This window comes from Shewanella yunxiaonensis, assembly GCF_018223345.1.
GTDB classification, from domain to species: domain Bacteria; phylum Pseudomonadota; class Gammaproteobacteria; order Enterobacterales; family Shewanellaceae; genus Shewanella; species Shewanella yunxiaonensis.
On the sequence record NZ_CP073587.1, the window covers coordinates 2882412 to 2907961 of the forward strand.

Annotated in this window: 24 protein-coding genes; 10 read left to right on the forward strand and 14 right to left on the reverse strand. The window is 49.5% G+C overall.

Annotated elements, in window-relative coordinates:
* Window positions 1-18: 18 nt before the first annotated feature.
* From KDN34_RS13245 to KDN34_RS13265, 5 genes are all read right to left on the reverse strand, one after another.
* The gene (locus KDN34_RS13245) at window positions 19-930 is read right to left on the reverse strand and encodes a PfkB family carbohydrate kinase (protein WP_212594193.1); all 912 of its coding nucleotides are present in this window, start codon (window positions 928-930) and stop codon (window positions 19-21) included.
* A complete protein-coding gene (locus tag KDN34_RS13250) occupies window positions 923-1774 on the reverse strand; it encodes an HAD-IIB family hydrolase (protein ID WP_212594194.1) in 852 nt (283 codons plus the stop codon). Before KDN34_RS13250 ends, KDN34_RS13245 begins: the two co-directional genes overlap by 8 nt.
* Window positions 1775-3970, reverse strand: coding sequence for an HAD family hydrolase (locus KDN34_RS13255; protein ID WP_212594195.1), 2196 nt, complete (start codon window positions 3968-3970; stop codon window positions 1775-1777). It lies immediately after the preceding gene.
* Window positions 3971-4417: 447 nt separating this feature from the next.
* Window positions 4418-4942: a DUF4405 domain-containing protein gene (locus tag KDN34_RS13260; RefSeq protein ID WP_212594196.1), complete on the reverse strand. Its 525-nt coding sequence runs from the start codon at window positions 4940-4942 to the stop codon at window positions 4418-4420.
* A 145-nt stretch (window positions 4943-5087) separates the two neighbouring features.
* On the reverse strand, window positions 5088-5966 hold the full coding sequence (locus KDN34_RS13265) for a prohibitin family protein (RefSeq protein ID WP_212594197.1): 879 nt from the start codon (window positions 5964-5966) through the stop codon (window positions 5088-5090).
* 275 nt (window positions 5967-6241) lie between these two features.
* Here KDN34_RS13265 and KDN34_RS13270 point away from each other — a divergent pair, with 275 nt between their 5' ends.
* Window positions 6242-7108 carry an AraC family transcriptional regulator gene (locus KDN34_RS13270; RefSeq protein WP_212594198.1) on the forward strand — a complete coding sequence of 289 codons (867 nt, stop codon included), beginning with the start codon at window positions 6242-6244 and terminating at the stop codon, window positions 7106-7108.
* 70 nt (window positions 7109-7178) lie between these two features.
* Here KDN34_RS13270 and KDN34_RS13275 read toward each other — a convergent pair whose 3' ends face one another.
* Entirely contained in the window at window positions 7179-7418 is a 240-nt protein-coding gene (locus KDN34_RS13275) for a DUF3624 domain-containing protein (RefSeq protein WP_212594199.1), read from the reverse strand.
* 326 nt (window positions 7419-7744) lie between these two features.
* Between KDN34_RS13275 and KDN34_RS13280 the strand changes: the two genes are divergently transcribed.
* The gene (locus KDN34_RS13280) at window positions 7745-8671 is read left to right on the forward strand and encodes a ketopantoate reductase family protein (RefSeq protein ID WP_212594200.1); all 927 of its coding nucleotides are present in this window, start codon (window positions 7745-7747) and stop codon (window positions 8669-8671) included.
* A gap of 53 nt (window positions 8672-8724) precedes the next feature.
* On the opposite strand, the gene KDN34_RS13285 is transcribed toward KDN34_RS13280, so the two are convergent.
* Window positions 8725-9477 carry an acyl-CoA dehydratase activase gene (locus KDN34_RS13285; RefSeq protein ID WP_212594201.1) on the reverse strand — a complete coding sequence of 251 codons (753 nt, stop codon included), beginning with the start codon at window positions 9475-9477 and terminating at the stop codon, window positions 8725-8727.
* Window positions 9478-9488: 11 nt separating this feature from the next.
* Complete coding sequence (locus KDN34_RS13290; protein WP_212594202.1) at window positions 9489-10766, reverse strand: double-cubane-cluster-containing anaerobic reductase; 1278 nt, start codon at window positions 10764-10766, stop codon at window positions 9489-9491.
* A gap of 693 nt (window positions 10767-11459) precedes the next feature.
* Between KDN34_RS13290 and KDN34_RS13295 the strand changes: the two genes are divergently transcribed.
* The gene (locus KDN34_RS13295) at window positions 11460-12758 is read left to right on the forward strand and encodes an L-cysteine desulfidase family protein (RefSeq protein WP_212594203.1); all 1299 of its coding nucleotides are present in this window, start codon (window positions 11460-11462) and stop codon (window positions 12756-12758) included.
* A 3-nt stretch (window positions 12759-12761) separates the two neighbouring features.
* Here KDN34_RS13295 and KDN34_RS13300 read toward each other — a convergent pair whose 3' ends face one another.
* Window positions 12762-13220: an Lrp/AsnC family transcriptional regulator gene (locus tag KDN34_RS13300; protein WP_212594204.1), complete on the reverse strand. Its 459-nt coding sequence runs from the start codon at window positions 13218-13220 to the stop codon at window positions 12762-12764.
* A gap of 233 nt (window positions 13221-13453) precedes the next feature.
* Between KDN34_RS13300 and trxC the strand changes: the two genes are divergently transcribed.
* On the forward strand, window positions 13454-13894 hold the full coding sequence (trxC, locus tag KDN34_RS13305; protein WP_212594205.1) for a thioredoxin TrxC: 441 nt from the start codon (window positions 13454-13456) through the stop codon (window positions 13892-13894).
* A 60-nt stretch (window positions 13895-13954) separates the two neighbouring features.
* A complete protein-coding gene (locus KDN34_RS13310) occupies window positions 13955-14455 on the forward strand; it encodes a YbaK/EbsC family protein (RefSeq protein ID WP_212594206.1) in 501 nt (166 codons plus the stop codon).
* 20 nt (window positions 14456-14475) lie between these two features.
* Here KDN34_RS13310 and KDN34_RS13315 read toward each other — a convergent pair whose 3' ends face one another.
* Window positions 14476-15381 (reverse strand): LysR family transcriptional regulator, encoded by a 906-nt coding sequence (locus tag KDN34_RS13315; protein ID WP_212594207.1) that lies wholly within the window; start codon window positions 15379-15381, stop codon window positions 14476-14478.
* Window positions 15382-15487: 106 nt separating this feature from the next.
* On the opposite strand from KDN34_RS13315, the gene KDN34_RS13320 reads away from it, so the two are divergent.
* Together KDN34_RS13320 and KDN34_RS13325 are read left to right on the forward strand one after the other, a co-directional pair.
* On the forward strand, window positions 15488-15886 hold the full coding sequence (locus KDN34_RS13320) for a (R)-mandelonitrile lyase (RefSeq protein ID WP_212594208.1): 399 nt from the start codon (window positions 15488-15490) through the stop codon (window positions 15884-15886).
* A gap of 65 nt (window positions 15887-15951) precedes the next feature.
* Complete coding sequence (locus KDN34_RS13325; protein ID WP_212594209.1) at window positions 15952-16707, forward strand: carboxymuconolactone decarboxylase family protein; 756 nt, start codon at window positions 15952-15954, stop codon at window positions 16705-16707.
* 19 nt (window positions 16708-16726) lie between these two features.
* Here KDN34_RS13325 and KDN34_RS13330 read toward each other — a convergent pair whose 3' ends face one another.
* Together KDN34_RS13330 and KDN34_RS13335 are read right to left on the reverse strand one after the other, a co-directional pair.
* Window positions 16727-17914 carry a pyridoxal phosphate-dependent aminotransferase gene (locus KDN34_RS13330; RefSeq protein WP_212594210.1) on the reverse strand — a complete coding sequence of 396 codons (1188 nt, stop codon included), beginning with the start codon at window positions 17912-17914 and terminating at the stop codon, window positions 16727-16729.
* Between the two features lie 255 nt (window positions 17915-18169).
* Window positions 18170-20278 carry a TonB-dependent siderophore receptor gene (locus KDN34_RS13335; RefSeq protein WP_212594211.1) on the reverse strand — a complete coding sequence of 703 codons (2109 nt, stop codon included), beginning with the start codon at window positions 20276-20278 and terminating at the stop codon, window positions 18170-18172.
* A 374-nt stretch (window positions 20279-20652) separates the two neighbouring features.
* On the opposite strand from KDN34_RS13335, the gene KDN34_RS13340 reads away from it, so the two are divergent.
* Window positions 20653-21609, forward strand: a complete 957-nt coding sequence (locus tag KDN34_RS13340) for a diguanylate cyclase domain-containing protein (RefSeq protein ID WP_212594212.1) — start codon at window positions 20653-20655, stop codon at window positions 21607-21609.
* 45 nt (window positions 21610-21654) lie between these two features.
* Here KDN34_RS13340 and KDN34_RS13345 read toward each other — a convergent pair whose 3' ends face one another.
* Complete coding sequence (locus tag KDN34_RS13345) at window positions 21655-22344, reverse strand: VIT1/CCC1 transporter family protein (RefSeq protein WP_212594213.1); 690 nt, start codon at window positions 22342-22344, stop codon at window positions 21655-21657.
* Between the two features lie 198 nt (window positions 22345-22542).
* Here KDN34_RS13345 and KDN34_RS13350 point away from each other — a divergent pair, with 198 nt between their 5' ends.
* Both KDN34_RS13350 and KDN34_RS13355 read left to right on the forward strand, forming a co-directional pair.
* Window positions 22543-22737 carry a hypothetical protein gene (locus KDN34_RS13350; protein WP_212594214.1) on the forward strand — a complete coding sequence of 65 codons (195 nt, stop codon included), beginning with the start codon at window positions 22543-22545 and terminating at the stop codon, window positions 22735-22737.
* Window positions 22738-23080: 343 nt separating this feature from the next.
* Window positions 23081-24895 (forward strand): sensor domain-containing diguanylate cyclase, encoded by a 1815-nt coding sequence (locus KDN34_RS13355; RefSeq protein ID WP_212594215.1) that lies wholly within the window; start codon window positions 23081-23083, stop codon window positions 24893-24895.
* Between the two features lie 91 nt (window positions 24896-24986).
* On the opposite strand, the gene KDN34_RS13360 is transcribed toward KDN34_RS13355, so the two are convergent.
* Window positions 24987-25325 (reverse strand): zinc ribbon domain-containing protein YjdM, encoded by a 339-nt coding sequence (locus KDN34_RS13360; RefSeq protein WP_212594216.1) that lies wholly within the window; start codon window positions 25323-25325, stop codon window positions 24987-24989.
* Window positions 25326-25550: the final 225 nt, after the last annotated feature.

The following is a 25550-nucleotide window of genomic DNA, read 5'->3' on the forward strand; positions in this document are numbered from 1 at the left end:
CTTCCCCTCGTTGCTGGGTTAAATCAGGCCCCAAAGGCATTTGAAATCACGGTAAATAGCGGGATTATCGGAGAGAGCGCCCTGCTGTCCTACGATAAAACCGGCAAATTGTTGTGCCCGTTCCAGCGTGGTACGCCAATCCCACTGATGCAGCATGCCCACCAGCACCACCGCGGCAAAAGCATCGCCAGCGCCCACCGTGTCCACAACGGTGGTTAGCTGTGGCGTCATTTCCGGGGTCACGACTGAGCCCATCTCATCCACCAGAAACGCACCATCGGCACCCAAGGTCACAATCAGGTGCGTAATATTGTTGGTCAAGCGGAAGTTAACTGCCGTTTCGACCAACGCATCGCGGTCTGTCGGCGGCGCAGGCAATTCCGCCAGCAATGCTAACTCATGCTGATTGAGTTTCACGCAATACACGCCATGAACCATGGATTTCAGGCACGCTGGCTCCCACCATGGCTCACGTAAATTCACATCGATAAAGGTCCGTTGCCCGGGGCGGCCGTGCAAACTCTCCAACGCTTCACGACTCGCGCTACAACGAGCCGCCAAGGAGCCGTGATAAAAAAAGTGTTCGCCGGTAATCGTGGGCAATTTTTGTTGGTTGATATGGTCATAGGCGGCATTGAGCACAATATCGTAACTCGGCTCACCATCGACAATCGCCACATTGACGATCCCGGTATCATGATGTGGGTCGACCTGTATTTGCTGGGTAGTCATGCCCCATTGCTGCATTTTTTGGCAAATATTCTGGCCCAAAGCATCGTCACCAACCGCACTGATCATCACCGGTGCGACGTCAAAGGCTTGCAGATGCCAAGCAACATTAAATGGGGCGCCGCCCAACATGGGGTCATTTTCGGGGAAGCAGTCATAAAGCACTTCGCCAAAGACATAAACAGGTAATAACTCATTCATCGCTTTGCCTCTTCGCAACCAACCAGGCCTTCAGCCCAGGGAAAAAGTGAAACAGTCCTTCAACTATGCCAGCACTGTAGTTGCCGTTAAGCCCCAATTCCGGCAATCCCTGCGCCAGATAAAGGCTGCTGGCGTTACCCTGCGCCTCACCGCCACTTATGGCGCTGGCGACCACTTCTTCGGTGGCATTTTTCACTAATACCGTCCGATAGGGGCTTATCAATACATCTAAATCATTACCGCTATCACCGCTAAAAAACACTTGAGGGGGCGTTAACACCAGCATCTTCGCAAGAAAATCAATCGCTTGCCGCTTTCCAGCTCTGGCAGGCAGAATATCAACTAGCCCCATGTCACTGGTTTCATCAACGCTGCTAATCATCTGTGCGCGTATTGCCAGTTTTTGCAGTTGCTGTTCCAGCAGCACCAGATCCTCAGCCATCGCGGCGGCAGGCACGATTTGATAGCTCAATTTATATTGTTGCTGCTGTTGTTTGGGCTGTAACTGTAAGTTTGGCAACTCACCAATCGCCTGCGCTAAGGTGTGACTATTATGCGTTCCCCAATCTTCGCCGATATAACTTTGCCAGCTCGGCATTGGCCGATAACGTTGACCTTCTCGCTGATAAATCATGCTGCCGACATCAGTGATGGCAACATCCGGCAACGGTAAGTTGTATTCAACAATCGCCTGTTGCATCAATCCCAAATCGCGACCACTGACATAAGCCAGCATCACGCCGGGATACTTTACCGCATCAGCAAACCATCGCCGCGCTTGCGGGGATTCTGGCTGCAAACCATTAGGCAACAAGGTGCGGTCAAGGTCAGTACACAACAGCATTCAGGCATCATCCTCAACAACCGTCACTCCCGGCTGTTCGTCGAAGAAATGATAATGGTCAGTCGCTTCAAGAATGCCCAGCGCATTGGGTTGGGTGGCAAAAAATACGTTTTGTCCGGTGACCGGAGATTCCAGCGCTTCATGGCGACGATTATGCACAACCACTGACAAAGTTTTACCGGTGATCATGTCTTCATCGGTGCCCGCACCGGCAGCCACCAGCACTCGCTCCAGTGGGATGCCCCAGATTTGGGCGACATACCGCAGCGCTAATCCTTTGGAAACCCTGGCCGGCGTGATATCCAGGTTTTGCCCTGCTGACACAAAGACATTGACGCTCTGCTCTTCTTGTCTGAGCAATGACACGATTTTTTCTTTAGTGATCCCCCCTTGTTGCGATGGATCGATATGAAAAGAGATCTTGAATTTGCTCTGCTCAGCATCATCCTGTAACTCCAGCCCTGGCACTTTACGCAAAATGCGGCGAATTGCCCGCGGATTCCAATCATGATCGACATGGTCTTCCCAGTCGGTACTCACTTCTAATTCACGGCCATAGTGAATTTGCGAGCCCAAACTGGAGATCAGAATATCGGGTTTAGGAATCCGGTATTTCTTCAGTAACTTAAGTACCGCATCTAAACGTCTGGCGGTGGCAATACCAAAGGCGACCTGCTTACGTTTTTCACGCAGCATCTGACAGAAGTCGCGTAATCCAGTTGGATTACTTAGCAAGGTTTTATCCAGATCTGACACAATCAGCCTGTCGGCAAAGCGTGAAGCATTCATGATTGCTGGGGAGTATTGCTGTGGTTTAAACGCTGCTACTAGCGGTTTAATCTGCTTCAGATAGCTACGGGCATGGGCATCCCAGGAATATTTCAACGCGACATTCTTAATGCCGTTGGCGGAAAACTTGCGCCATAAATCGCCATCAAGCAGCAACTGCTTCATGGCCTTGCCCAGATCATGGGCACTGAGGGGATCTACCAGTAACCCCGCTTCGCAGTTATCGACGATATCCTGTGGGCCGCCATTCTCAGTGGCAATAAAGGGTAAACCGGTGGCGGCGGATTCCAGCAATGTAAGCCCGAACGGCTCGGTCAGCGCCGGGTTGATAAAAATCCCACAAGAGCGCGCCGCCATCCGGTAAATTGCCGGGACTTCACTGGGCAAGTGCTTTTTCGGCAACGCCAGTTTGCCGTACAGATCATAATAATCGAGCAATACCAAGAGTTCGGTAAGTACCTCTTCGGCACCGTCATTCATTTCGCGGATATCGTCGCGGTTCCCCGCAACGATCACCAGATTGGCCATGGTGCGCAGTTCCGGCGATTCCCCGTAAGCCTGCACTAAGGTGGCAATATTTTTGCGGGGATCAGGTCTTGATAACGCCAGGATTATCGGTTTCTCCGGTTCATCAAGAAACCGCCGAATAGCACTGGCGATCTGCGTTTGGGGCTCACCCAATTCTGGCGGATGGAATTTGCTGAGGTCGGTCCCCGGCGCGATCACCCGCATACTTTCCGGACAGTAATAATCATAGAGCTCATATTGAGCTTCGATTTCCTGACGGGTACTGGTGATCACCAGATTGGCATTGGCCAGCACTTGTTCTTCGGCCTCAATGCGGCGACGCATATTGTACTTTTGTTCCACTTCAGACGATGTCATGCCGGAAGCCATCAGCCGCTTGCGTTTATCACGTCCCAAAGAGTGACCAGTGTGAACCAACGGAATACCAGAGAGATGGCTGATTTGCGTTGCTACATAACCCGCATCCGCATAATGACTGTGAATGACGTCAGGCAACCGTTGTTGTTGCTGGAAAAACTGCAGCAGATTGTCTGCAAAGGTATCGAGGTATTCCCAGAGCTTTTCTTTGGCGATGTAGTGATTGGGGCCACATTCAATCCGCACGATCTGAGCACCAGGTTCTTCCAAAGGCTCAGTTTTGTTGCTATAACCGCTATCGAGCCGCTCGTCATCCACCAGCCGAGTGATCAGATCTACGCGGCCAACACCGGGTTGTCTGGCAAGCGCATTAGCGAGGTCCACCACATACTTGGTCTGGCCGCCGGTATCGGCATCACGCCCTAATTCCAGATCGTGGGCACGGATCAGTCCATGAATACTTACCAGCGCAATATATAAGCCACTGACAGGAGCCTGATCACTACTCGGATTTAGCTGCATAGACGTCTTCTCCGTAAGATGAGTCGATTGCGGTAGCAATCCGGCATGTTAACCGCTAATGCGGCAACATTTTCTCGACTATCCGCTATCGGCATTTATTCCAAAAAAGTGCTGACGGCGTAGAAAATACTGGCGAACATCAATCACATGGACATGGGGATTTCTATGTAATGCAACGATAGAAAAATGCGTTACCAGCAGTCCCGTTGACAACAGCTCACAAAATAATCATTTTGAGACGTTTTTTTCACCGTACCATAATCCGAATTGATTACCAAATCTGAAAAAGCCTTTTCAACCGTTCTAAAACACAGCCAATTTAATAGCTCGCGCTCATGATAAATCATCAAAAGCATTAAAAATTTTCACAATAACTCACTGTTTTTAAGCAATAAAAAAGCGCCCTTATGGTTGAGCGCTCTTTATTCACCAACCCGACCACAGTAATCAGTCTTGATGGTTATCCGTGCTAATTGTGTTGTTATTAACGATATCCAATAGTGCAAAAGGATGCATATTGTTGCTTTTAGCCAACTGTTCCAGATTTTGTGAGGGACTGTCGACTTTGACACCTTTGGCAGTGAGTTTGGCAATCAGCTGTTCTACGGGTTGCTGCTCCAGCATTGCCACAGCCGTGAGAGGTGCTTGTTGCACCACAGCCAGCATCCGTTTTGCTGGATTTCCTTTTGCACCAGCTGTACCGGCTGACACAATAAAACTGAAAGCAATAACCACCACGGCGGCCACAATCGCATTAGAAAGTTTCTGATTGAAATAGCGTTTAAACGGTGACCAGTGGTTCATTACATGCAATAACATAGCCATGACGAACAGCAGCCCTAGCCATTCGTGCATAGATTTGATCAGCCCTTCCGATAAATGAAAGAACAACAAGATGCCACTTGATCCCACCACCAAAGACACGCCAATGACCAGTGGTGTCGACCAGTGACGAATGCCCATTTTGAACATGTTAGTCTTCCCCTGAAAATTATTGCTGAGATTATTCTGCCACGCCAACTGTAAAGATTGGCTTAATTGGCACGTAAAGAAGGGTAAAACAAAGCGGTGCTTATCATGATGGTTAAGCACCGGCCGTTAACTGGTTCAGATAGGCTTACTTGTTTGTTTCAAAAAATGGCAGCGTGCTGTTCGGCAGCATGGTTGCGGGCAATTTACCATCCCACCTTTCGGCTTTGGTCAGTTCAATCAGGTCTTTATTTTTTGCCAGCGCATCAGCACGACTTTTGATTGCAGCCGCTTCTGCGTCACCTTTTATGCGGATCGCCTCTGCCTCTGCTTTGGCTTTAGCCAATTGTGAATCGGCTTCAGCTTGGGCTTTGGTGACGGCAATCTGCGCACTCACGCGTTCTTTTTCCAGATTTTGTTTTTGCGTCTGTACTTCCACTTCTGCACGCATGCGATCTTCTACCGATTTTTCATAAGCCGAAGAAAAATCGATATTTTCGACCTGCACAGAGGTGATTTCAATCGGCCCATGAACGGAGTCTTTCAATGCCTGATTCACATCCATGACGAATTTAACGCGCTCCTGAACGGCTGAAATGGCAGTGTACTGACCAAAGATATTCTCTATCTGGGTCGGCACCTGACGATCGACCAGGCGGTCCACCATCGCATCGATACTCTTAAACTCGGCATAGACCTCAGCGGCTTTGTCCTCTGGGACACGGAAAGTGACCGAAGCACGAATGGTCGCAGGCTGCTGATCCCGGCTATACGCCTGCAATTTGGGATAGCTAACCGTATGAGTCTGCGTGGAAATTTTCACTATCTTGTCAAACAACGGTAATTTGAAACCCATACCAGGTTCCGCAGTACCAATCACCCTACCGTTACGCAGATGAACGCCACGCTCCCCCTGATCCACGGTGAACCAGCTACCATAAGCAATCACCACCAGAACGATAATCACCAACAACGGTACCAGTTTTATGACACTGGTATTCGATGGAGCATTGTATTGAATTGCCATTACTGCTTTCCTTAAGTTCAATCCCTGGGCTTAATTCTTGATGTGGTGGCTGAACAACGACGGGAACCGCCACAAAAACTGGAGTAAATAACATTAACTTTATGAATTACGATGAGTATTTAGCATATCAACATCGATAACGCGCCGAAAGTTTTACATTTTTCACATCGATGACACAAGCACATTGCAGTAAAACCGATAACTGCGCAATCTCAATCAAGTAAGCAATTCTGCCTTATGACAAACTTGCCGCAGTTTCTGACAAGGGGAGAACAATGAAAGGTGTTAGTGAACGTCATCAGCAAAGTATCCAGCGTGTTTGCGAATATATTCAACAGCATCTGGATGAGGAGCTATCAGCGGAACAGCTGAGTGAAGTTGCCGCCTGTTCCAGATTTCACTTTCATCGGATATTTATGGCGTTTATGGGGTTGAGCACTACACGCTACATCCAACGAGTAAAACTGCGACGGGCATCTTTTCAACTGGCATTTGAACAGCAAAAGATTATCGATATCGCCATCGAAGCAGGTTTTGGAAGCAGTGAAGCATTCACCCGCGCGTTCAAAAGTAGTTTCCTGCAGACGCCCTCTCAGTTCAGAACACAACCTGACTGGCAACACTGGCATAGCGTGTTGCAGTTACCAATGATTGCCAAAGAGGATTACATCATGGATGTAAAAATTGTGGATTTTCCACCGCGTAATATTGCCTACCTCAGTCATCGCGGTTCACCGCAACGAGTGCTCGACAGCGCTGCGAAATTCATTGCCTGGCGTAAGCAGACTGGTTTGTCACCGGTTGCCTCCAGTGAAACGTATGCCGTGCCCTACAGTGACCCTAACACTGTGGCACCGGAAGATTTTCGCCTGGATATCTGTGGCACAATTCAACAGTCGCAGATACCTTATAACGAATTTGGCGTTATCGCTGGCACGCTGCCGGGCGGTCGCTGCGCAGTCGCACGCCATTACGGTAGTCACGACCACATCGGCGACACGGTATATCGACTGTATCGGGAATGGTTGCCGCAAAGTGGTGAGGAACTCCGGGATTTTCCCTGTTACTTCCACTGGCTCAATTTCGTGCATGAGGTAGATGAAAGCGAGCTAATGACCGATGTTTATCTGCCGCTTAAATAAGTGACTAAAGGGACCACATCCGGTCTCTTTTTATCCAAATCATGATGCTATATAGCGAAGACAAATAAGATTAATGTCTTCCCGTCAGTTTACGATAACTCAGCGCTAGTAAGTGCAGCATCAACAGCCCCGTAAAAGTACAACAGAAAAACAGCAGAGCAATCGAGTTAACGGTGCGAGGTGTCTCGTGGTACAACGAATACCACAACGGCCAACAGGTTACCGATAAAATGGTCAACTGCCAGATGCAGGTTTTACAACGGCCAAGTTTGCGGCGAAATACCGTACTGAAACACGCTTCACAGGCCATATCCTTGATACCTATGTTTACCCTTTACCGATGATATTACTCATCTCTAAACCGTAAATCTGTGTTTTGCGTCCTTATTCGTCATTCGTTGGTGCACCCCAAATCTAGCGCATAAATTGGCTGGATTACTCAACATTTCCTAGACGGCTATACGGACGTTCAACCTGGATACGGATATCAAGTGAGTCAACATGCGCAGCAAATCTCTACGCTATATCAGCAACTGAGCCAACAACTGGAAAGTTTTAAAGTTTGATATAGAGATCCGAGCCATATACTGCCAGAGTGTGTAACATTGTTGTACGAATCAATAGACAAGGATCCCCATGAAAATCACAGTGATAGGTGCTGGCGGTGTTGGAGGCTACTTTGGTGGCAAATTGGCTGCAGCAGGTGTGGATGTCAGCTTTGTCGCCCGCGGTGCTCACCTGCAAGCAATGCAGCAACATGGCCTGAAAATTAACAGTCCATTGGGCAATATCTGGCTTCCAGAAGTCAAAGCTGTGGCGCATCCCGCAGAGGCAGCCGATGCAGACCTGTTCATTGTGGCGGTCAAGTTATGGGATACAGAAGCTGTCGCCGCCCAATTACAACCGTTGCTCAGCGGCGATGCAGCGGTGTTATCGTTGCAAAATGGCGTGCAGAAGGATGAAATTCTGCAACGCTATATTCCGATGCAAAACATTATCGGCGGCGTCAGTTATATCGCCGCCTCCATTGCCGAACCCGGTGTCATTCATCACGGAGGCAAACTGCAAAAATTGGCTTTTGGTGAATATGGCCAAGAAACATCGGCTCGCTGCGAAGCTTTCCAGCACTGTTGTCAGTTAGCGGGCATCGAAACCGAACTCAGCGATGATATTGCACAGCGGATCTGGGAAAAATTTGTCTTTTTAGTCGGACTCTCCGGCACCACTTCACTATTTCGAAATACGATAGGTCCGATTCGCCAGAATAAAGAAAAACGTGATTTTCTGCTGCAAACAATGCAGGAAGTTATCACTGTTGCCAACGCTAAAGGCGTTCCGCTGCACGAAGGCTTTGCCGAGCACCGACTAAAATTCACCGACACCTTGCCCGATGACATGCCGTCATCAATGAAGATAGACCTCGATCGAGGCAAACGCCTGGAACTGCCCTGGCTCAGTGGTGCCGTAGTCGAGATGGCAAACAGTTTGAATATTGCGGTTCCAGCTAATCAGCACATTGTCGATGAGCTGACCCCTTGGGTGATGGGGGCGGCCAACCACTGAACTTAGGCGGTCTTTATCATAAGACCGCCTCAAACTTATTTAGCGCGAATCACCTACAACCCTGCCGCCAGTAACGCCGCCCCATAAGCGCCGATAAACTGCGGCTGTGGCGGCACCAATATCTGACGCTGTAGCGTTTCTGCCAGAAACTGCACCATGCAGGCATTGTTGGCAACGCCACCAGTGAACACAATATCGCCTTCGGTTGATACTCGGTTAAGCATGGTTTTAACCCGCCGCACCACACTCTGATGCAGACCTCGGGCAATCGCCTGACGGCTCTGTCCGCGCCCAATCAGCGATGTCACCTCAGACTCAGCAAACACAGTACACATGCTGGAGATATTGATATCACTGGTAGCCGCCAGCGCCTGCTCGCTGAACTCGGACAAACTAAAACCCAGCGCTTTCGCCATTATCTCCAGGAACTTTCCGGTGCCAGCGGCACAGCGATCATTCATCTCAAACTTTTTCACCTTGCCATTGGGAAACAGAGCTATCGCTTTACTGTCCTGGCCACCGATATCCAGCACGGTTTCAGCCGTTGGGAAACAAGCTCTGGCACCGCAGGCATGCGCCTTGATCTCAGTTACAGTAGTCGCATCGAAAGAGATCTCAAACAGATTACGCCCATAACCTGTCGCCATAATCTGCTGATACTCGACCTCTGCCAGCATCCGTTTCGCCTCAGCCATAGGGTCAAAGCCAGTATCAGCCTGCATCTGCTGCAATATCTGACCTGCGGCGTCTACCAGCACCAGTTCTATCGACCGCGAACCGATATCAACTCCAGCAAAACTGCTCACCGCAGCCTCCATTATTTCAGCTGTTCAATAAAGGCTTCTACGCGGGTTTTCAGCTGGCCCATGTCTTCCATACTGTAGTCCGTTTCAATACGCAGACAGGGGATATTCTTCTGCTCCAGCGCTTTCTGTACTGGCATGGACTCCATCAGATACGGGGTACAGAACTGCAAGCCATAATGAATGACCCCGTCTGCGTGATAGGCTTTTGCCATCTGTTCGATATGTTGCAAACGATCACAGTTAGGGGTGAAGATGGCACAGTCCACTTGAAAATAACGTTCCACGATAGCGTCCAGCATTTCATCGACGCTATCGCCCGATCCATCCACCAGATTGCGTACCCCGCGCTCGCCCACGCAAGATTCTTCACCCACAATTACCGCACCGGACGTTTCGATGATGGCAGGTAGTTTCCAGTTTGGCATGGCTTGCGGACAACCGGATACCAGAATACGCGGCAGCTTAGCCGGGAAAGCCCCGGTGTTCTCCTTGATACGTTGTTCCAGTTCATCACAGATCTTGTTCACCGAGGCGGTAAAGCGTTCTGGGTTATCGTAGAAGAACACTTGATTTGCCAGCAGCGCATCAAGGCCAGAGATCGGCGCTGGATCTGCCGCACGTAGCTGATACAAGCGCAGCATGGCGGCACGTTTAGCATTCACCAGTTTGATGGCTGCTTTTAATGATTCCACGGTAACTTTAACGCCGGTCAGCTGTTCTACCGCTTCTTTAAAACGCACATATTCGGCTTTAAGTAAGGCCTTGCCATTGGCCGACTTCACCTGAGGCAAATCCATCACATACAGATTGTTGATAATCTCTTTGAACGACTCGTAAGCTTTCTTTTTGCCATCACAAGTGTTTTCCCCAACCACCATGTCAGTGGTTTCCAGATAAGGGCACACTCGGCCGAGCTTAAAGCCAAAAGCTGATTTAATTAATGCACAGGTATTACGCGGCAGGTATTTCTCCACTTCCTCAGTGGCAAAGTCGGCACCGGTACACAGGCCGATCAAAGTGGCATTGGCGGCCAGCGCGATCTCTTCCGGCACGAAGACACAATAGGAGCCGATGATCTTGCGTCCGGCAGCCTTCTCATCCAACAGTTCCTTTATACGCAGACCGTGGACTTCGCTCATCACAAAGTCAAAATAGCTCATAGCTTGCGGGCGATTATCCTGTGCCATAAAGATCTTCTGATACGCCTCAGACAATACGCCCAGCAAGGCATCATGTGCCTTGAGATCGAGCCCCAGTTCCGTCCACATTTTTTGATATTGTTCGCTCATGGCACACTCCAATTTGGTGCTAATTGATTGATGTCTGCGATGCCATGCCAGAAAGCAATGTGGCGAAGGCACCAAAATAAAATGCCATCTCCGCATGAATTAAGCGCAAACAGCAGAATCCTGGGTAACCGGCGTTAACGAGATTAAGGGGGGGGAGATTGATACTAAGCAAACACTGAGGCGCTAACTTCAGGCGCAGCCGACCAATACCCCCGCCCCCATGTTGTTAAACATCGGTTCGCAATCGGGCTGGTCCGGCATGCTCTGCAGTTGCTGACGAATGCTGCCACCAGCGCAGGCGGGGCAGATGTGACGAGTCACCACCAATTGAGGTAGTAACCGCTGCCAAAACAAAAGAAGAACGGGTTCTTACGGACACAAAGCTTCCGTCCTACAGAAGCCATATTAGTTTACGTAGCTCTGCCAGCCGGGTTGTTGATGTAGATAAAATTTTTGCCGAATACTTGCTGAATTATCGCCCGTTGTATTGCAGGTGGCGGGGGTGGTGACATCATGCCCTGATACAGAAAATGAGCCCACACAGCTCAATAAATGAAAATTTATTTTTCAAATTACCCAACTTGAATAGAAATATTTTCTCCTCACTTTCATTTATTACTTAAAAATAGCAAGGTTATTCTCTGCCGTTCACGTTATCTTGATTTCAGCTTAATTACTGGAATCTGCAATAACATGCGTAACGATCTGTGGGACCTGTTTATCAATACTGTAAAGGCCGAAGTAATCCCGGCACTAGGTTGTACTGAGCCTGTTTCTGTGGGCCTGGCGGCAGCAATTGCCCGCGGTAAATTGCAGCAATCACCAGAATCTATCCAGGTTGAAGTCTCGCCCAATCTGATGAAAAACGGCATGGGAGTAAAAGTCCCAGGTACCGGCATGACAGGTCTGGCCATTGCGGCTGCGGCGGGAGCCATGGGCGGCGATGCTGCTGCCGGGCTTGAAGTGTTTCATAGCCTGAGCAGTGACACTCTCGCAAGCGCCAAACAGTTGTTGGCTCAGGGAAATGTAACTGTGGCAGTCGCTAACACCAGCCGGGTATTGTTGGCAAAAGTCACCCTGTTCGCACAAGGAAAGTGGGTCACGGTCACTATCGCTGATGAACACACCAAAGTGGTGGCAATCGAAGAAAGCGGCATTACCACCTTTATTCGTCAAGTAGATCCAGAAGCAGAACAGACAACTTCCGAAATGCCACGGTTACCCTCACAAACCTCAGTTCAGGATATCTATGAATTTGTTACTCAGGTACCACTGGAACGACTGGCATTTATCGAACAAGCTAAACAACTGAATGAAGCGCTATCGCAGGAAGGGCTTAATGCCAATTACGGTTTGCAAGTTGGGGCCACGTTAAAACGCCATGTGGCACGAGGTCTGATCAGTGGTGGGCTGCTCACCGATGTGATCAGCCGTTCGGCCGCCGCATCGGATGCACGCATGGGGGGTGCCATGTTACCTGCAATGAGCAATTCCGGCTCCGGCAACCAGGGCATTGCCGCGACGATGCCCGTAGTGGTTGCCGCTGAATATCTGAAATCGTCTCATGAACAGTTGTTGCGGGCACTGATGTTGTCGCATCTGCTGGCAATTTATATCAAGCACCACCAACACAAATTGTCCGCCTTATGTGCCGTGACCACCGCAGCCATGGGCTCTGCTGCCGGGATCACCTATCTGCTGGGCGGTGATTATCAGCAGATCAGCTATGCTGTCAGCAGTATGATTGGTGATGTGGCTGGAGTGATTTGCGACGGTGCGAAAAATGCCTGTGCCATGAAGGTTTCTTCCTCGGCAGGTGCCGCAGTAAAGTCCAGCTTAATGGCCATTGATAACATTCATGTGACCGGTCAGGAAGGGATTGTGGCTGACGATGTTGAGAGTTCCATTCGCAATCTGTCAGCACTGGCTAACGGCGCCATGAGCCATACCGATCAACAGATCCTCGACATCATGGTGCAAAAAGCACTGTAATCTTCACAACGGCAATGCCGTGGTGTACTTCAGTGGCTCCATGGCAAAAGTCGATGTGACTTTAGAGATACCGGCAACACAGTTGACGAGTTTTTTATAAAACTCGTCAAAGCTTTTCATATCAGCCACCAGCACTTTCATCATGTAATCGTATTCACCTGCCATGCGATAGAATTCCATCACTTCAGCAAACTCACTAACGGCATTTACAAAATGCACATACCACTCATGGGAATGATCATTGATCTTCACCATCACAAACGCCGTCAGTTCCAGCCCGACTTTTTCCGGATCTAACAACACGACACGCTTGTTAATCACGCCAGCATCTTCTAGGCGCTTCAGGCGTTTCCAGCACGGCGTGGTGGTTAGATTCACCGCCTCAGCCAGCGCATTCAACGACAGCGTTGCATCCTGTTGTAGCAGTTGCAGCAGCGTTTTATCAGTTTTATCCAGTTCCATCGTGTTATTCCAAAATGGCCGAAGACCTTGTGATGAAAATTTCATTCGTGTGACACAATATAAGAAATAATTTTCTGTTTATCATCATTTAAAGACAAATTTTTGCTTCAACATCAACCATGACGACGCTACGGAAAAATAATCACCGATTCTGTTACTCGACCCCTTGAAAATACATGCAAAAAATCTCATATAACTGATAGTATTTATTGCTAGCGTGTTATGGAGCTCTCATGACTCAAACAACTGCCGTTCAACTGGTATGCCCACACTGTGGGGTAATCAACCGGATCCCTGCCGACAAACTTAGCGCACAGCCGCTGTGTGGCAAATGCAAAAATGCCCTTATCAGTGCTCATCCAGTGATGGCTACTGACCAAAATTTCCAGCGCTTTATTGACAAAAATGATCTGCCTGTAGTGGTGGATTTCTGGGCGCCGTGGTGTGGTCCTTGTCGTCAGTTTGCGCCGGTATTTACTGATGTTGCTGCCGAAATGGCGACGCAAGCGACCTTTGTCAAACTCGATACACAAGACAATCAGATGACCGCTTCGCGCCTGCAGATCCGTTCTATTCCGACATTGGCGATATACCATCATGGTCGGGAAGTCGCACGCATCTCGGGTGCATTGCCCAAAGGCCAGTTTAAACAATGGTTGCAGCAATATGTGTAAGCTGACTCATGTCAGCGGGTATACTGGACTGCTACAGCATAATTCAGTCCCTTAGTATTTATGACTTTGGCAACACAGGATATTTTTCAGCAGCTGCAGCAAACACTGTTGCAGGCAAATGCCCGCTTTCGCGTGGTCGAACACCCTACCGCAGGTAAGTGTGAACAGGTCGCAGCAATTCGCGGCACCGCGTTGGGACAAGGCGCCAAAGCACTGCTGTGCCATCTCAAAGGTAATGGGGTAAAACAGCATGTATTGGCCGTACTACCTGCTGACTGTCAGGCGGAATTGGCAATACTGGCAACGGCATTCGGGGCACGCAAAGCATCACTGGCAAGTCCGGTGGAGATGCAGCAGTTTACCGGTTGTGTGGCGGGCGCCATTCCGCCCTTTAGTTTTCATCCAGCGCTGATACTTATCGCCGATCCATACTTGTTTCAACGCTATGAGGAAATCGCCTTTAACGCCGGGACGTTGGAACGCTCGATTATCCTTAACGTCGAGGATTACCTGCGTATTGCCGCCCCGCGCCAGCTCAGTTTTATCCGGCGGTCCAGTTAAGTCTGTTGTCGCGCAACTTGTCAGACCGTATTTATCGGCGGATATTTTAACGCATCAATCAGCAACCGAAAGGCCGCCGAATGTTGTTGCCGACTGGGGAAATAAAGATGATATCCGGGTTGCAACGGACACCAGTCTTCCAGTACCGCTAGCAATTTACCTTGTTTGATTGCATCGGCTAACGCATCTTCCGGCTGAAAACACAGTCCTGCCCCCGCAAGGGCCGCCTTGGTCACCAGATCGGGCTCATTACAGACGAGCTGTCCCGCCACTCTCACATTCAGTTCGCGGCCGGCTTTTTTAAATTCCCAAGTATATAGGCCGCCTGCTGTCGGCAGCCGTAAATTGATACAGTTATGCTCGGTGAGTTGCTGAGGCGTCAGCGGTCGAGGATGTTCGGCGAAATAGGCAGGCGAACCTGCCACCAGAAAGCGCAGATCCGGGCTGATACGCACCGCCACCATATCTTTCGCCACCTGCTCACCGAGCCGCACCCCGGCATCAAAACCTTCCGCAGCCAAATCCAGCAAGCGCTGTTCGACCGAGATTTCAATCTGCAACTGGGGATGCTGCGATAACAGGCGATTGACCGCGGGTAACAAGATACTTTCTGCGACAAACTTGGTGGCCGTCAGGCGGATGTGCCCGACAATCCGCTCCCGAAACTGGTTAAGGTTATCTAACTGAGTGGCGATCTGCCCAAAGGCTGGCTGCAAAGTACGAATCAGCTGTAATCCAGCCTCTGTCGGTGCAACGCTACGAGTGGTACGGGTGAGCAGTTGCAGGTTTAGTCGCTGCTCTAAACGCCTCACCGTATGACTAATGGAGGACTGCGACGTTCCTAATCTTGCCGCCGCCTTAGTAAAGCTACGCTCTTCTACCACGGCCAGAAACACCCATAAATCGCCCAGTTCTTCACGCTGCATATATGAATCTCAAATATAAAACCAATATGAATACATCATTTAATTTAAATAATCGGTTTGTCTATGATCGATTGCAAGTGATAACTCGGACGAATAGGAATTGAGTATGAAGATCATCAAAAGCGCAGCGTCACCATCCGTTTCCGGGCCAGAGAGCGTGTTCACCGGTCGGGTACGGATTGACAACCATATCACACCGGAGGCTCCGTCCCGACTCAGCTCAGCAATTGTCACCTTTGAACCGGGAGCCCGCACTGCCTGGCATGCTCATGGCACCGGACAGCTGTTATTTGTCACGCAGGGGCTAGGCTGGATCCAAAAAGCCGGAGAGGTGAAACAGGTGATACAGGCCGGAGACACAGTATGGATTGGCGCCAATGAAAAGCACTGGCATGGCGCCAGCGACACTAAGGCAATGACCCATGTTGCGGTTGCGGAAGCCTCAGACACTGAGCCTGCCGCAATCTGGATGGAACTGGTCGCCGATCGAGATTATCTGGGCTAAGTCATGACGTTAAAACCACAATATCGGCAGAGGTCACATTAATGCATGTATTAAAGGGCGTCACGATGGCTACAGGTCTGACGGTAACTGCGGGAGTAACAGCCACAACTACCATCAAGCCGCTTGACTATGACAACACTGTGCTCAGCAAAACCACGCCGAATCTGGCGCATTACACTAATACCCTGGTGAATCAAACACTGTGGAACCGCAACGACCTTTCACGTCGGGATCGGTCGTTAGTGACGGTAGCGGCCTTGGTTGCTATGGGGAAAAGCGAACAGATTTCCGCGCCGGTAACCTATGGATTGCAACACGGACTAACGCCCACAGAACTCAATGAAACATTACTGCAGTTAGCGTTTTATTGTGGCTGGCCCAATGTGTTACCGGCAGTGCGTGTGTTGGAGCGCATTTACCAGCAACGTCAGATAATACCTGCCGCAGACGGTGATGAGAAAAGCCTGATACTGGACGCGACCGCGGAAGCTGCACGCCTGAAAGTAGTAAATGACACGGTTCGTCCATATGTCCCAGGCTTAGCCGATGACACTGACCAGATCCTGTTTGGCGAATTATGGCGACGGCCGCAACTGACTCCACGTGACCGCAGTTTGGTGACAATGGCGGCATTACTGGCAATGGGGCAAGCCCAACAGCTCGGTTACCATCTTAATCGGGCGATGGACAATGGTCTGACGGCCAAGGAGGCTGGCGGCGTAGTATCGCATCTGGCGTATTACATAGGTTGGCCCCGCGCATTTTCTGCCGTAACCGTCGTACGCGACGTGCAGCAAAAGCGCGCGACCCCCAGTAAGTAACTATCGGCTTTCTACCTTTTTAAACCGGCTTAATCTGCTTAAGCCGGCGAATCGCCTCTTGTAGATTTTCCATGGAATTAGCGGTAGAAAAACGTACAAACTTGGCGGTATCGGCACTCCCAAAATCTTTGCCCGGAGATACCGCAACCTGACACCGCTTCATCAGTTCAAAGGTGAAATCCCAACTGGAATCTAGCCCCCACGCCTGCATCCAGGCAGAACAATCTGCCCAAGCGTAAAACGCACCATCCGGCATCACGGGAACCGTGAGTCCCAAAGCGTTGAGCTCCGGGACAAACCAGTCGCGACGGCGTCTATATTCTGCGCGCCGCTGTTCATATTCCTCAAGACTCGCAGGTGCAAAGCATTGCAGCGCCGCATACTGGGCGATGGCATTGGGACAGATAAACAAATTCTGCGCAAGCCGTTCAATAATCGGTACCAGCACTTCCGGCACCACCATCCATCCCAGCCGCCAGCCAGTCATGGAAAAGTATTTGGAAAAACTATTGATACTGATGATGCTGTCATCCAGCGATAGCGCCGACATCCCAAACTCATCGTTATAACTGAGGCCAAGATACAGCTCGTCGACGATGGTTACACCATGCTGCGCTTTGACGTACTGATGGATCTGTCGTAATTCGTCCAACGCCACCGACGTCCCAGTCGGATTGGACGGCGACGCGACCAAAATTCCCTGCGTCTGCGCACGCCAGTAATCACGAACTTTTGCCAGACTCAATTGAAACCGTTCCGCCGCAGTCGTCGGGATCATCACCGGAGTGCCACCAGCAGCCATCACGAAATGACGGTTACACGGGTAACAAGGATCTGGCATCAGGATTTCGTCGCCCTCATCCACCAAGGCTGTGCAGGCCAGCTGCAATGCAGCAGAAGCCCCTGCTGTGATCACAATGCGAGAGGCTGGCACATTTAGCCCAAAGCGTTGTTGATACCAGTGACTGACCGCCTCACGTAGCGGGCTAATGCCCAATGCTGGGGTATATTGCGTTTGTGCCTGTTCAATCGCACGGCTGGCCGCTTGCTGCACTAAAGGCGGAGCGGTGAAATCGGGTTCTCCCAGCGTCAGATGGATCATCGGCGGATCATGCGGGCCCTGAGTGGACGCAATGCGGCTCGCCTCTTTGGCGACTTCCATTGCATAAAATGGCGCAATCAGACTGGCCCGGCCTGCGATTTTCATGACTCTACCTCGGTAACACCCTAATACCTCTGACAGTATTTCCACCGTCAGCAGCAACACTAATGAGGCGATATTGAACGGTTAACTGCCCCAATACCAGCCTTTAATCGCTGCGAAGCAGCGCGGTGACCAACCGGTTGTGAGATCTATAAAAATCGTGAATGCTTGTTGGCATTACTGCAACCAAGCAAAAAGCGTAATAGCGAGAGAGGCTAAAGAAGGTGCCAGCATTCACTGGCACCGGGGATAAAAAGCTTAGAAACTATAGCGCACGCTAACCTTGTAACTCCGAGGTTCCCCGGGCATGGTCCAGATTGCAGAGTAAGAGCTGGGGTAATAAGCCTCATCAAACAAGTTGGTCACGTTGAACTGCAGTGATAACGCGTCAGACGCGGCATAAGTGCCAAACAGATTAACCAGAGTATAAGCCGGTAGCACATAACTCGGATCAATCGTTTCTCCCAGCCGCGAACCGACGTATTGCACTGAAGCCCCAACCGCGGTGTCTTTACCAAACAGCTCGGTATCATGTTTTAAGGTCAGATTGCCACTGTGTTTCGGAATGTTGATCAGGCGACTGCCTTTCGGAATGGTGACCCCCCAGTCAGCGTTAATCACATCATTGGCCGTTTTGGCATCGGTGTAAGCGTAAGACAGCCACACGCGGGTGTGTTCCGTCAGATTACCTGCCAACTCAATCTCAATCCCCTGGCTTTCAGCCTCGCCCAGGGTTGCAGAAAATCCTGAGTTAACCGGATCTGCGGTTAGCACATTACTTTTTTCTGCACGGAACAAGGCAACAGAACCGGTGATGAAGGCAGTGTCGAATTTAGTCCCCATTTCATAGGATTTACTCTCTTCCGGTTTAAACGCTACACCGCGGTAATCGGTTCCGGTATTAGGACGAAAACCTTCAGAATAACTACCATAAAAGCTTAGCCAGGGTTGCCACTCATAGACCAAACCGGCGCGGGGACTGAACATATTCTGACTCTGTTCGGTTTCAGTCTGGGTATTATGCTTAACAATAGTCTGTTCAAAACTGTCATAGCGACCACCGACAAGCACTTTCCATTGAGCGGTTAGATCCAATTGATCTTGTAGGTAAAGGCCGTAACTGTCCTGAGTTTCGGTCTGATCGTACAGCACTGTACCTGCCGGGGCGATTTGACCATAAACTGGGTCGTAGATGTTGATGCTGTAGGTGGCATCTCCGGCAGTTGGGCGAAAACGCTCCCAATACTTATCGAAATGAAAATGGTAACCATCGATACCCATCAACAGATGATGCGTAAAACTGGCAGTATCGACGCTGCCACTCAGTTCCAGACGGCCTGACACATCGGTCGATGAAAAATCCCGGTAGTTATGTTGCCGACTCAGCGTTTCCCCATCGGTGTATAGCAACTGCCGGCTACTGACCAGTTCCGGATCACTGGCATAGCCTTTAAACCCGGTATCCCGATAACTCAGCCCTCCCAACACCTGCCATTTACCCATATCATGCTCAAGTGACAGTTGATGTGCTAAAACATCAATCTGCATCGCACCATCGCTTGCTTCACCCAAAAATCGCGTCACCGGCAACACTTCCGGATCGCCATCAACCGCAACAATACCGCGATCAAACGGCACTTTTTGGTCGACATACTCCAGCTCATAATTAAGACGGGTGTCATCATTGATCAACCACAACACTGACGGGGTTAACACCCGTTTTTCTGAATCGACCGGGTCCCGAAAACTCCCTTTATCTTCATAAGCACCGTTGATTCTGAACGCTAGCGTGTCTGTAATTGCATTGGTGTAATCACCTTCCAGACGATAATTATCCCAACGTCCGGCAGAAGCTTGCAGATACCCTTCCTGCTCAAATTTCGGCTTTTTGGTAATGATATTAATCGTACCACCAGGCTCTGAACGCCCATATAAGGCAGAGCCCGGACCTTTCATAATTTCAATACTTTCGATATTGGAAGTATCACGGGTGCCACCGAAACCTCGACCAGCGTTATAGCCGTTGACCAGGTAACCTGATGGCACGTTTTCATCACCAATAAAACCACGGACGGCAAAACTGTCCCAGACGCCACCAAAATTGTTCTGCCGACTCACAGAAGCAGATAGATCGAGAGCGTCCATAAAGCTCGTAACGCCGGCATCACTTAGCTGCTCAAAAGATAAGGTTTCAATGCTTTGGGGTTGAGATTTCAGTGGTACATCGCCACGAAAAGGTTGGCGCAGGCTGGTAACTTCCAGGTGTTCAATATCGGCTGACGCATCATCCGCTATGGCCTGCTGGGTCAACCCTAACATAATTGCCAATGGCAGCGCTGCAACATGAAAAATGCCCTTATTAGACATCCAAAGACTCTCCATTTGCGTCCATCCTCAGCAAAGTCATTCCAATCCTGAGAAGACTTTTTAGATGACGCTTAAATGCGTTGATGATGAGCATCTCAATGCCAACAATGCCTTCTGTTGACGGTTGAGCATGCAATTGCGGCGAATAATAACGATAACAATTATCATTTGTAAATAATAAAGATACATTTATCTAACATAAATCACGTAGATAAGCGTCAATCGCGTTAATTTTGCACAACGATATGACGTCAAATACTTTCGTGACGGGCTATGAACAGCACAAGGCAGCTATACAGCTCACTGTCTTCGCTGGTGTTGCTAAGGTATAGTCTTAGGCGTTCAATCCACCTGTAGCCACAAACCTCTCATTTATGAATGACTATCTACAAAAGCTTGAGCAGCTGACACAGGAAAACCGCCGGCTAAAACAGGAAAATAAGCGTCTTGAAGAAAGGCTTAATGCCGCGCTGGATGGCACGGGTTTGTGTTTGTGGGAGCAACATGTGCCGACCGGCAAACTCACCATATTCAACATGGAATGGGGGCAGATGTTAGGCTTCAGCCCTCAGGAGCTGGAAGCCACCGTTGATATCTGGAAAAGCAAATTGCATCCGGATGACTACCCGCAAGTAGTCGCCGCCCTGGATGACCATCTGGCAGGGAAAACCAGTTCCTATCAGGTTGTACACCGCATGTTGCATAAAAATGGCAGTCACAGTTGGGTGTCAGACCGCGGCCGTGTTGTTGAATTTGACGCACAAGGTCAGCCACTGCGGATGATGGGGACTCACATCGATATCACCCAAGAAAAGCGCTATGAACTGGAACTGGCAAAACTTGCCAGCAGTGACCCGCTCACCGGAGTGCTCAACCGTGCCAAACTGGAACAGGAATTCAACCAACTGAATCTGACGCAGCCACAACAGGCAGCCGCAGTGATTTTTATCGATCTGGATGACTTCAAGGCGGTCAACGATCAGTTTGGTCATCGTGCCGGTGATGCGTTGCTGATCAAAGTCGCCCATTGGTTAGCGAGCATGGCACCGCCAAATACCCTGGTCGCACGCATGGGTGGCGATGAGTTCGTGCTGTTGTCTGTTAATGTCTCCCGCGCGGCCATCGAACAGTTTGTCGACGCCTTACTGATACGAGGGCAACAACCGGTCACACTCGAAAACGGCGTGGCACACATCGGTTTTAGTGTGGGTGTGTGCGAATTCATCACGCCTTATGTTGGTTTTAATGCCCTGTATACGCTTGCCGACCAGGCGATGTATCAGATTAAGAAAAACGGCAAGCATGGTGTCACCTTCGTCCACGCCAATTAATAGTGAATGTGAATTCACGTCCCACTCAATTTTTATCCCCTATAACTACACCGACACACCGAACAAATGCCCCACGGCGGCGGTGATCAACATGGCGATAGCTCCCCAAAATGTCACCCTGACACAAGCTCTGAATATTGGAGCGCCACCGGTAACCGCGGCAATACCGCCAAGCACAGCCAAAAAAAACAGCGACGAGATAGCCACCAGATTGATTAGCTGTGACGGTGCTACAAACCAGGCCACTAACAGCGGTAATAGTGCCCCCACGGTAAAAGTCGCTGCCGAGGAAAGTGCCGCCTGAAGCGGTTGTGCTTTACCGTCTTCGGTAATGCCGATTTCATCGCGGGCATGAGCTGCTAGCGCATCATGCGCCATCATCTGCTCGGCGACCAGATAGGCCAACTTCGGCGTCACGCCCCGGTGCTCATATATTTTCGCCAGTTCTTCTTTTTCAGAGTCAATGTCATCCGCTAATGATTGCCGTTCAAGCTCTAGGTCCGCATTTTCGGTATCCGCTTGCGAACTGACGGAGACATATTCCCCCGCAGCCATTGACATAGCACCGGCGACTAAGCCGGCTAATCCGGCAAGAATGATATCGCTCTGTGTCGTATGAGCGGCCGCGACACCGATGATCAGACTGCTGGTTGAGACAATGCCATCGTTTGCTCCCAATACAGATGCACGTAGCCAGCCGATACGATGGGAGCGATGTTGTTCATGGTGAGTCACACCTATACCTCATGCGTTGTTTGCCTATCTTGGCGATTTAGCCAAATGCCACTTAACTGTAGCACTCAACTATAAAAAAAAGTCTATAGCCAACAGCATATCGCTATGGATCATCGCCGATTTGGCAATCATTACGCTTCCAAGACCAGACTTGACTATGCTTAATATGGCAGCCAGTGAGGAGACGAGGAGGATGTTATGATAGCCGCAGAAATACAGCATAAAATTGACTCAAATAGCGCCCAGATTAAAAGCATTGCCCACCGCATTCATGCGCTGGAAGAGGAACATCTGGCAGAGCCCAGTAATTCAGACTACATAGAGCTGCTGACTCAGCACAAAAAACTTGTCGATGAAAATCGTAGACTGATGGATGAGTTGGCTAACAAGTAATCTGATTTGAGCCGTTTTTAGCGCCGAAATGTCAACTGTTCGAGCCTCGAAGTTCGAACCCGTAAAGCTATTGCGCCGATAAACTTGGCGGGACGTCCGTTCAGCATATTTGGAATGTCCCGTTAATGGCCGGTCTATCTCACTAAGCGTCGACTCGCGAAATCGCGACATTCAAATCTGAGTGACATTCAACTAAACGCAACAAAATTGATAAGCAACTTTCCATCAATTGCAACAATTGGACAGAGTGTTTATGCTTCCTTGGCTAAAGCACTGAGATGCTAACATCAGGGTGTACGGAAACACTTAATCTTCCAACAATTATTATAAATGGTGATGACTTATGTTGTTTACGCGCACCTACCCTCTGCGCTTAGTCATAATACTGCCGTTCTCTTTTTTATTTTTTATTGGTGCGGCGGCATTTTCCGTTATCTCTTATCAGAATAGCCAAACACTGGCGCGTTCCATGGGGCAGAATTTTGCCCGTGAGTTGTCACAGCGTATAGAGCAATATGTGAGCCATCTGACTAAGGTGATGCCAGAAATCACTGACGCCAATGCCACGCAGGTACTCAATGGCAATCTTTCTATCGCGCAGCCCCAACAGAACACCCCCTGGTTACTGAGTCAGCTACGCCAGAGTGAACAGCTAAGTTTTGTCAGTATGGCGTTTCCCGACGGACGCTACATTGCAGCCGCTCGGCCCCCTAACAGTCCTGAACATATCGAAATCGCCAGTAATATCTTCAATCCAGAGCATCACCTTATCGGCTATATGCTTGACAGCAGCGATCATCTGGGCCAAGCCATTGAGCAGGTTAAAGTCAGCTATGATCCACGGCAGCGTCCCTTTATGCAGTGGGCTTTGGCTAATCCGCAACTGCCTTGTTGGGGCGAAATCTATCGCTATGTACAAAGTGAGGTGTATGGCATCAGTCTGTCAAAAGCGGTGCTTGATGCACAGGGGAATGTCATTGCCGTGGTGGCGGCAGATATTGCCTTAAACCGGCTTAACCAGTTTATGGAAAAGCTCAACATTGGCTACGGTGGTCTGGCGTTTTTACTGGAGCAGCAGAGCGGCAAGCTGATCGCGTCTTCGAATATTCAGCGCATTCCGGTAAAAGCTGCCGATGGCAACCGCTTCTTGTTGAAACAGCATCCAATCCCATTACTGCGTAATCTGTCGATTTCACAACAAGATAATCTGGTAGATTCACACGTGATTGCCGACGGGAAGCACTACTTATTAGAAGTTAAGCAGATAAAGCTCGGTGAGCAACAAAGCTGGCAATTGGTGGTATTGCTACCCGTCGATCAAATCGCAGCCCCCATCATGCAACAAGTCAAAGTTACACTGTTTATCACGTTGCTGTTATTGCTGTTACTGATCTTTATCGGCGCTCAGCTTGCCCGAAAGATTGCCCGCCCGATTGAAAATATCGCGCAGATCGCTAGTAACAACGAACTGCAGAAACTGACGGAAAATCCCAGTAAACACCACCAGTATGTGGAAGTCAGCCACCTTGCAACCAGTCTGGCTACGCTGGCAAAAGCGCAACTGGATTCAATCCATACACTTGAACAACAAGTATCGAAACGCACCCTTGAATTGCAAAAAGCCAACCAACGGCTGACCACCTTATCTGAGCAAGATGCTTTAACCGGTATTGCCAATCGCCGCGTTTTCGATCGATGCCTTGTCAGTGAATGGCAACAAGCGATTGCTGAAAACAGCCCGTTGAGTGTGATTGTGTGCGATATCGATCATTTTAAATCATTTAACGATTATTACGGCCATCAGGCTGGCGATAAAGCGCTGCAAGCCGTAGCGCAACATCTGCAGGCTCATGTACGACATAGCAGTGACTTACTTGCCAGATATGGCGGTGAAGAATTTGCTTTGATTTTGCCAAATACTGATGCTGCACAGGCAGCGAAAATCGCCGAGAATTTGCGCCAAAGCCTGTTTGCTGCCGCGATTCCGCGAGCAGATCTGGCCCCCTGGGTGATCTCATTGAGTCTGGGTTACGCCAGTACCTATCCGCAAGAGAGTCAGAAAGTCGAAGAACTGGTACGGCGAGCAGATAAACAGTTGTATGTCGCTAAAGCCAACGGGAGAAATCAGGTCCAACCGGCAAGTACCACCATTGTCTAGCTCGTGGCACGTTGCCTTGAGGCACGAGTACACGCGGCACGTTGGCAATGAATGGATATCGACCGGTTAAGCCAGCCGATATCCAGAGTTATCAGGCCTTTTTCACAAACTCGGATTTGAGCTGCATTGCGCCGATACCATCGATCTTGCAATCAATATTATGATCGCCCTCAACCAGCCGGATATTTTTCACTTTCGTGCCCACTTTGACCACCAGTGAGCTGCCTTTCACTTTTAAATCTTTAATCACAGTGACAGTATCACCATCGCTTAACTGCGCACCATTGGCATCCTTGACCACCAGCCCGTCGTCCTGTTCAACCACTTCTCCCGCTATCCATTCATGACCACACTCGGGACACACCAAAGTGCTGCCATCTTCATAGGTATAGCTGGAATTACAACTTGGACAATTTGGTAAATCACTCATTAATCAGTTCTCTATGTCACTGGTAGCTAACAAAAAATAGACACCAACCACTGCTAAAATGGCTACCATTGCAGTATTTTATTTTTTGGCATCATAAAGTTAAGTGAGCATTTTACAATTAATGGTGCAGATTTAGCAAAAGCACATAATAAACACGATTTAGCGCACATAATTCGCCTTATTGAGGCAATGTTTAACAAGTTGATGTGACCACTGCATTATAAA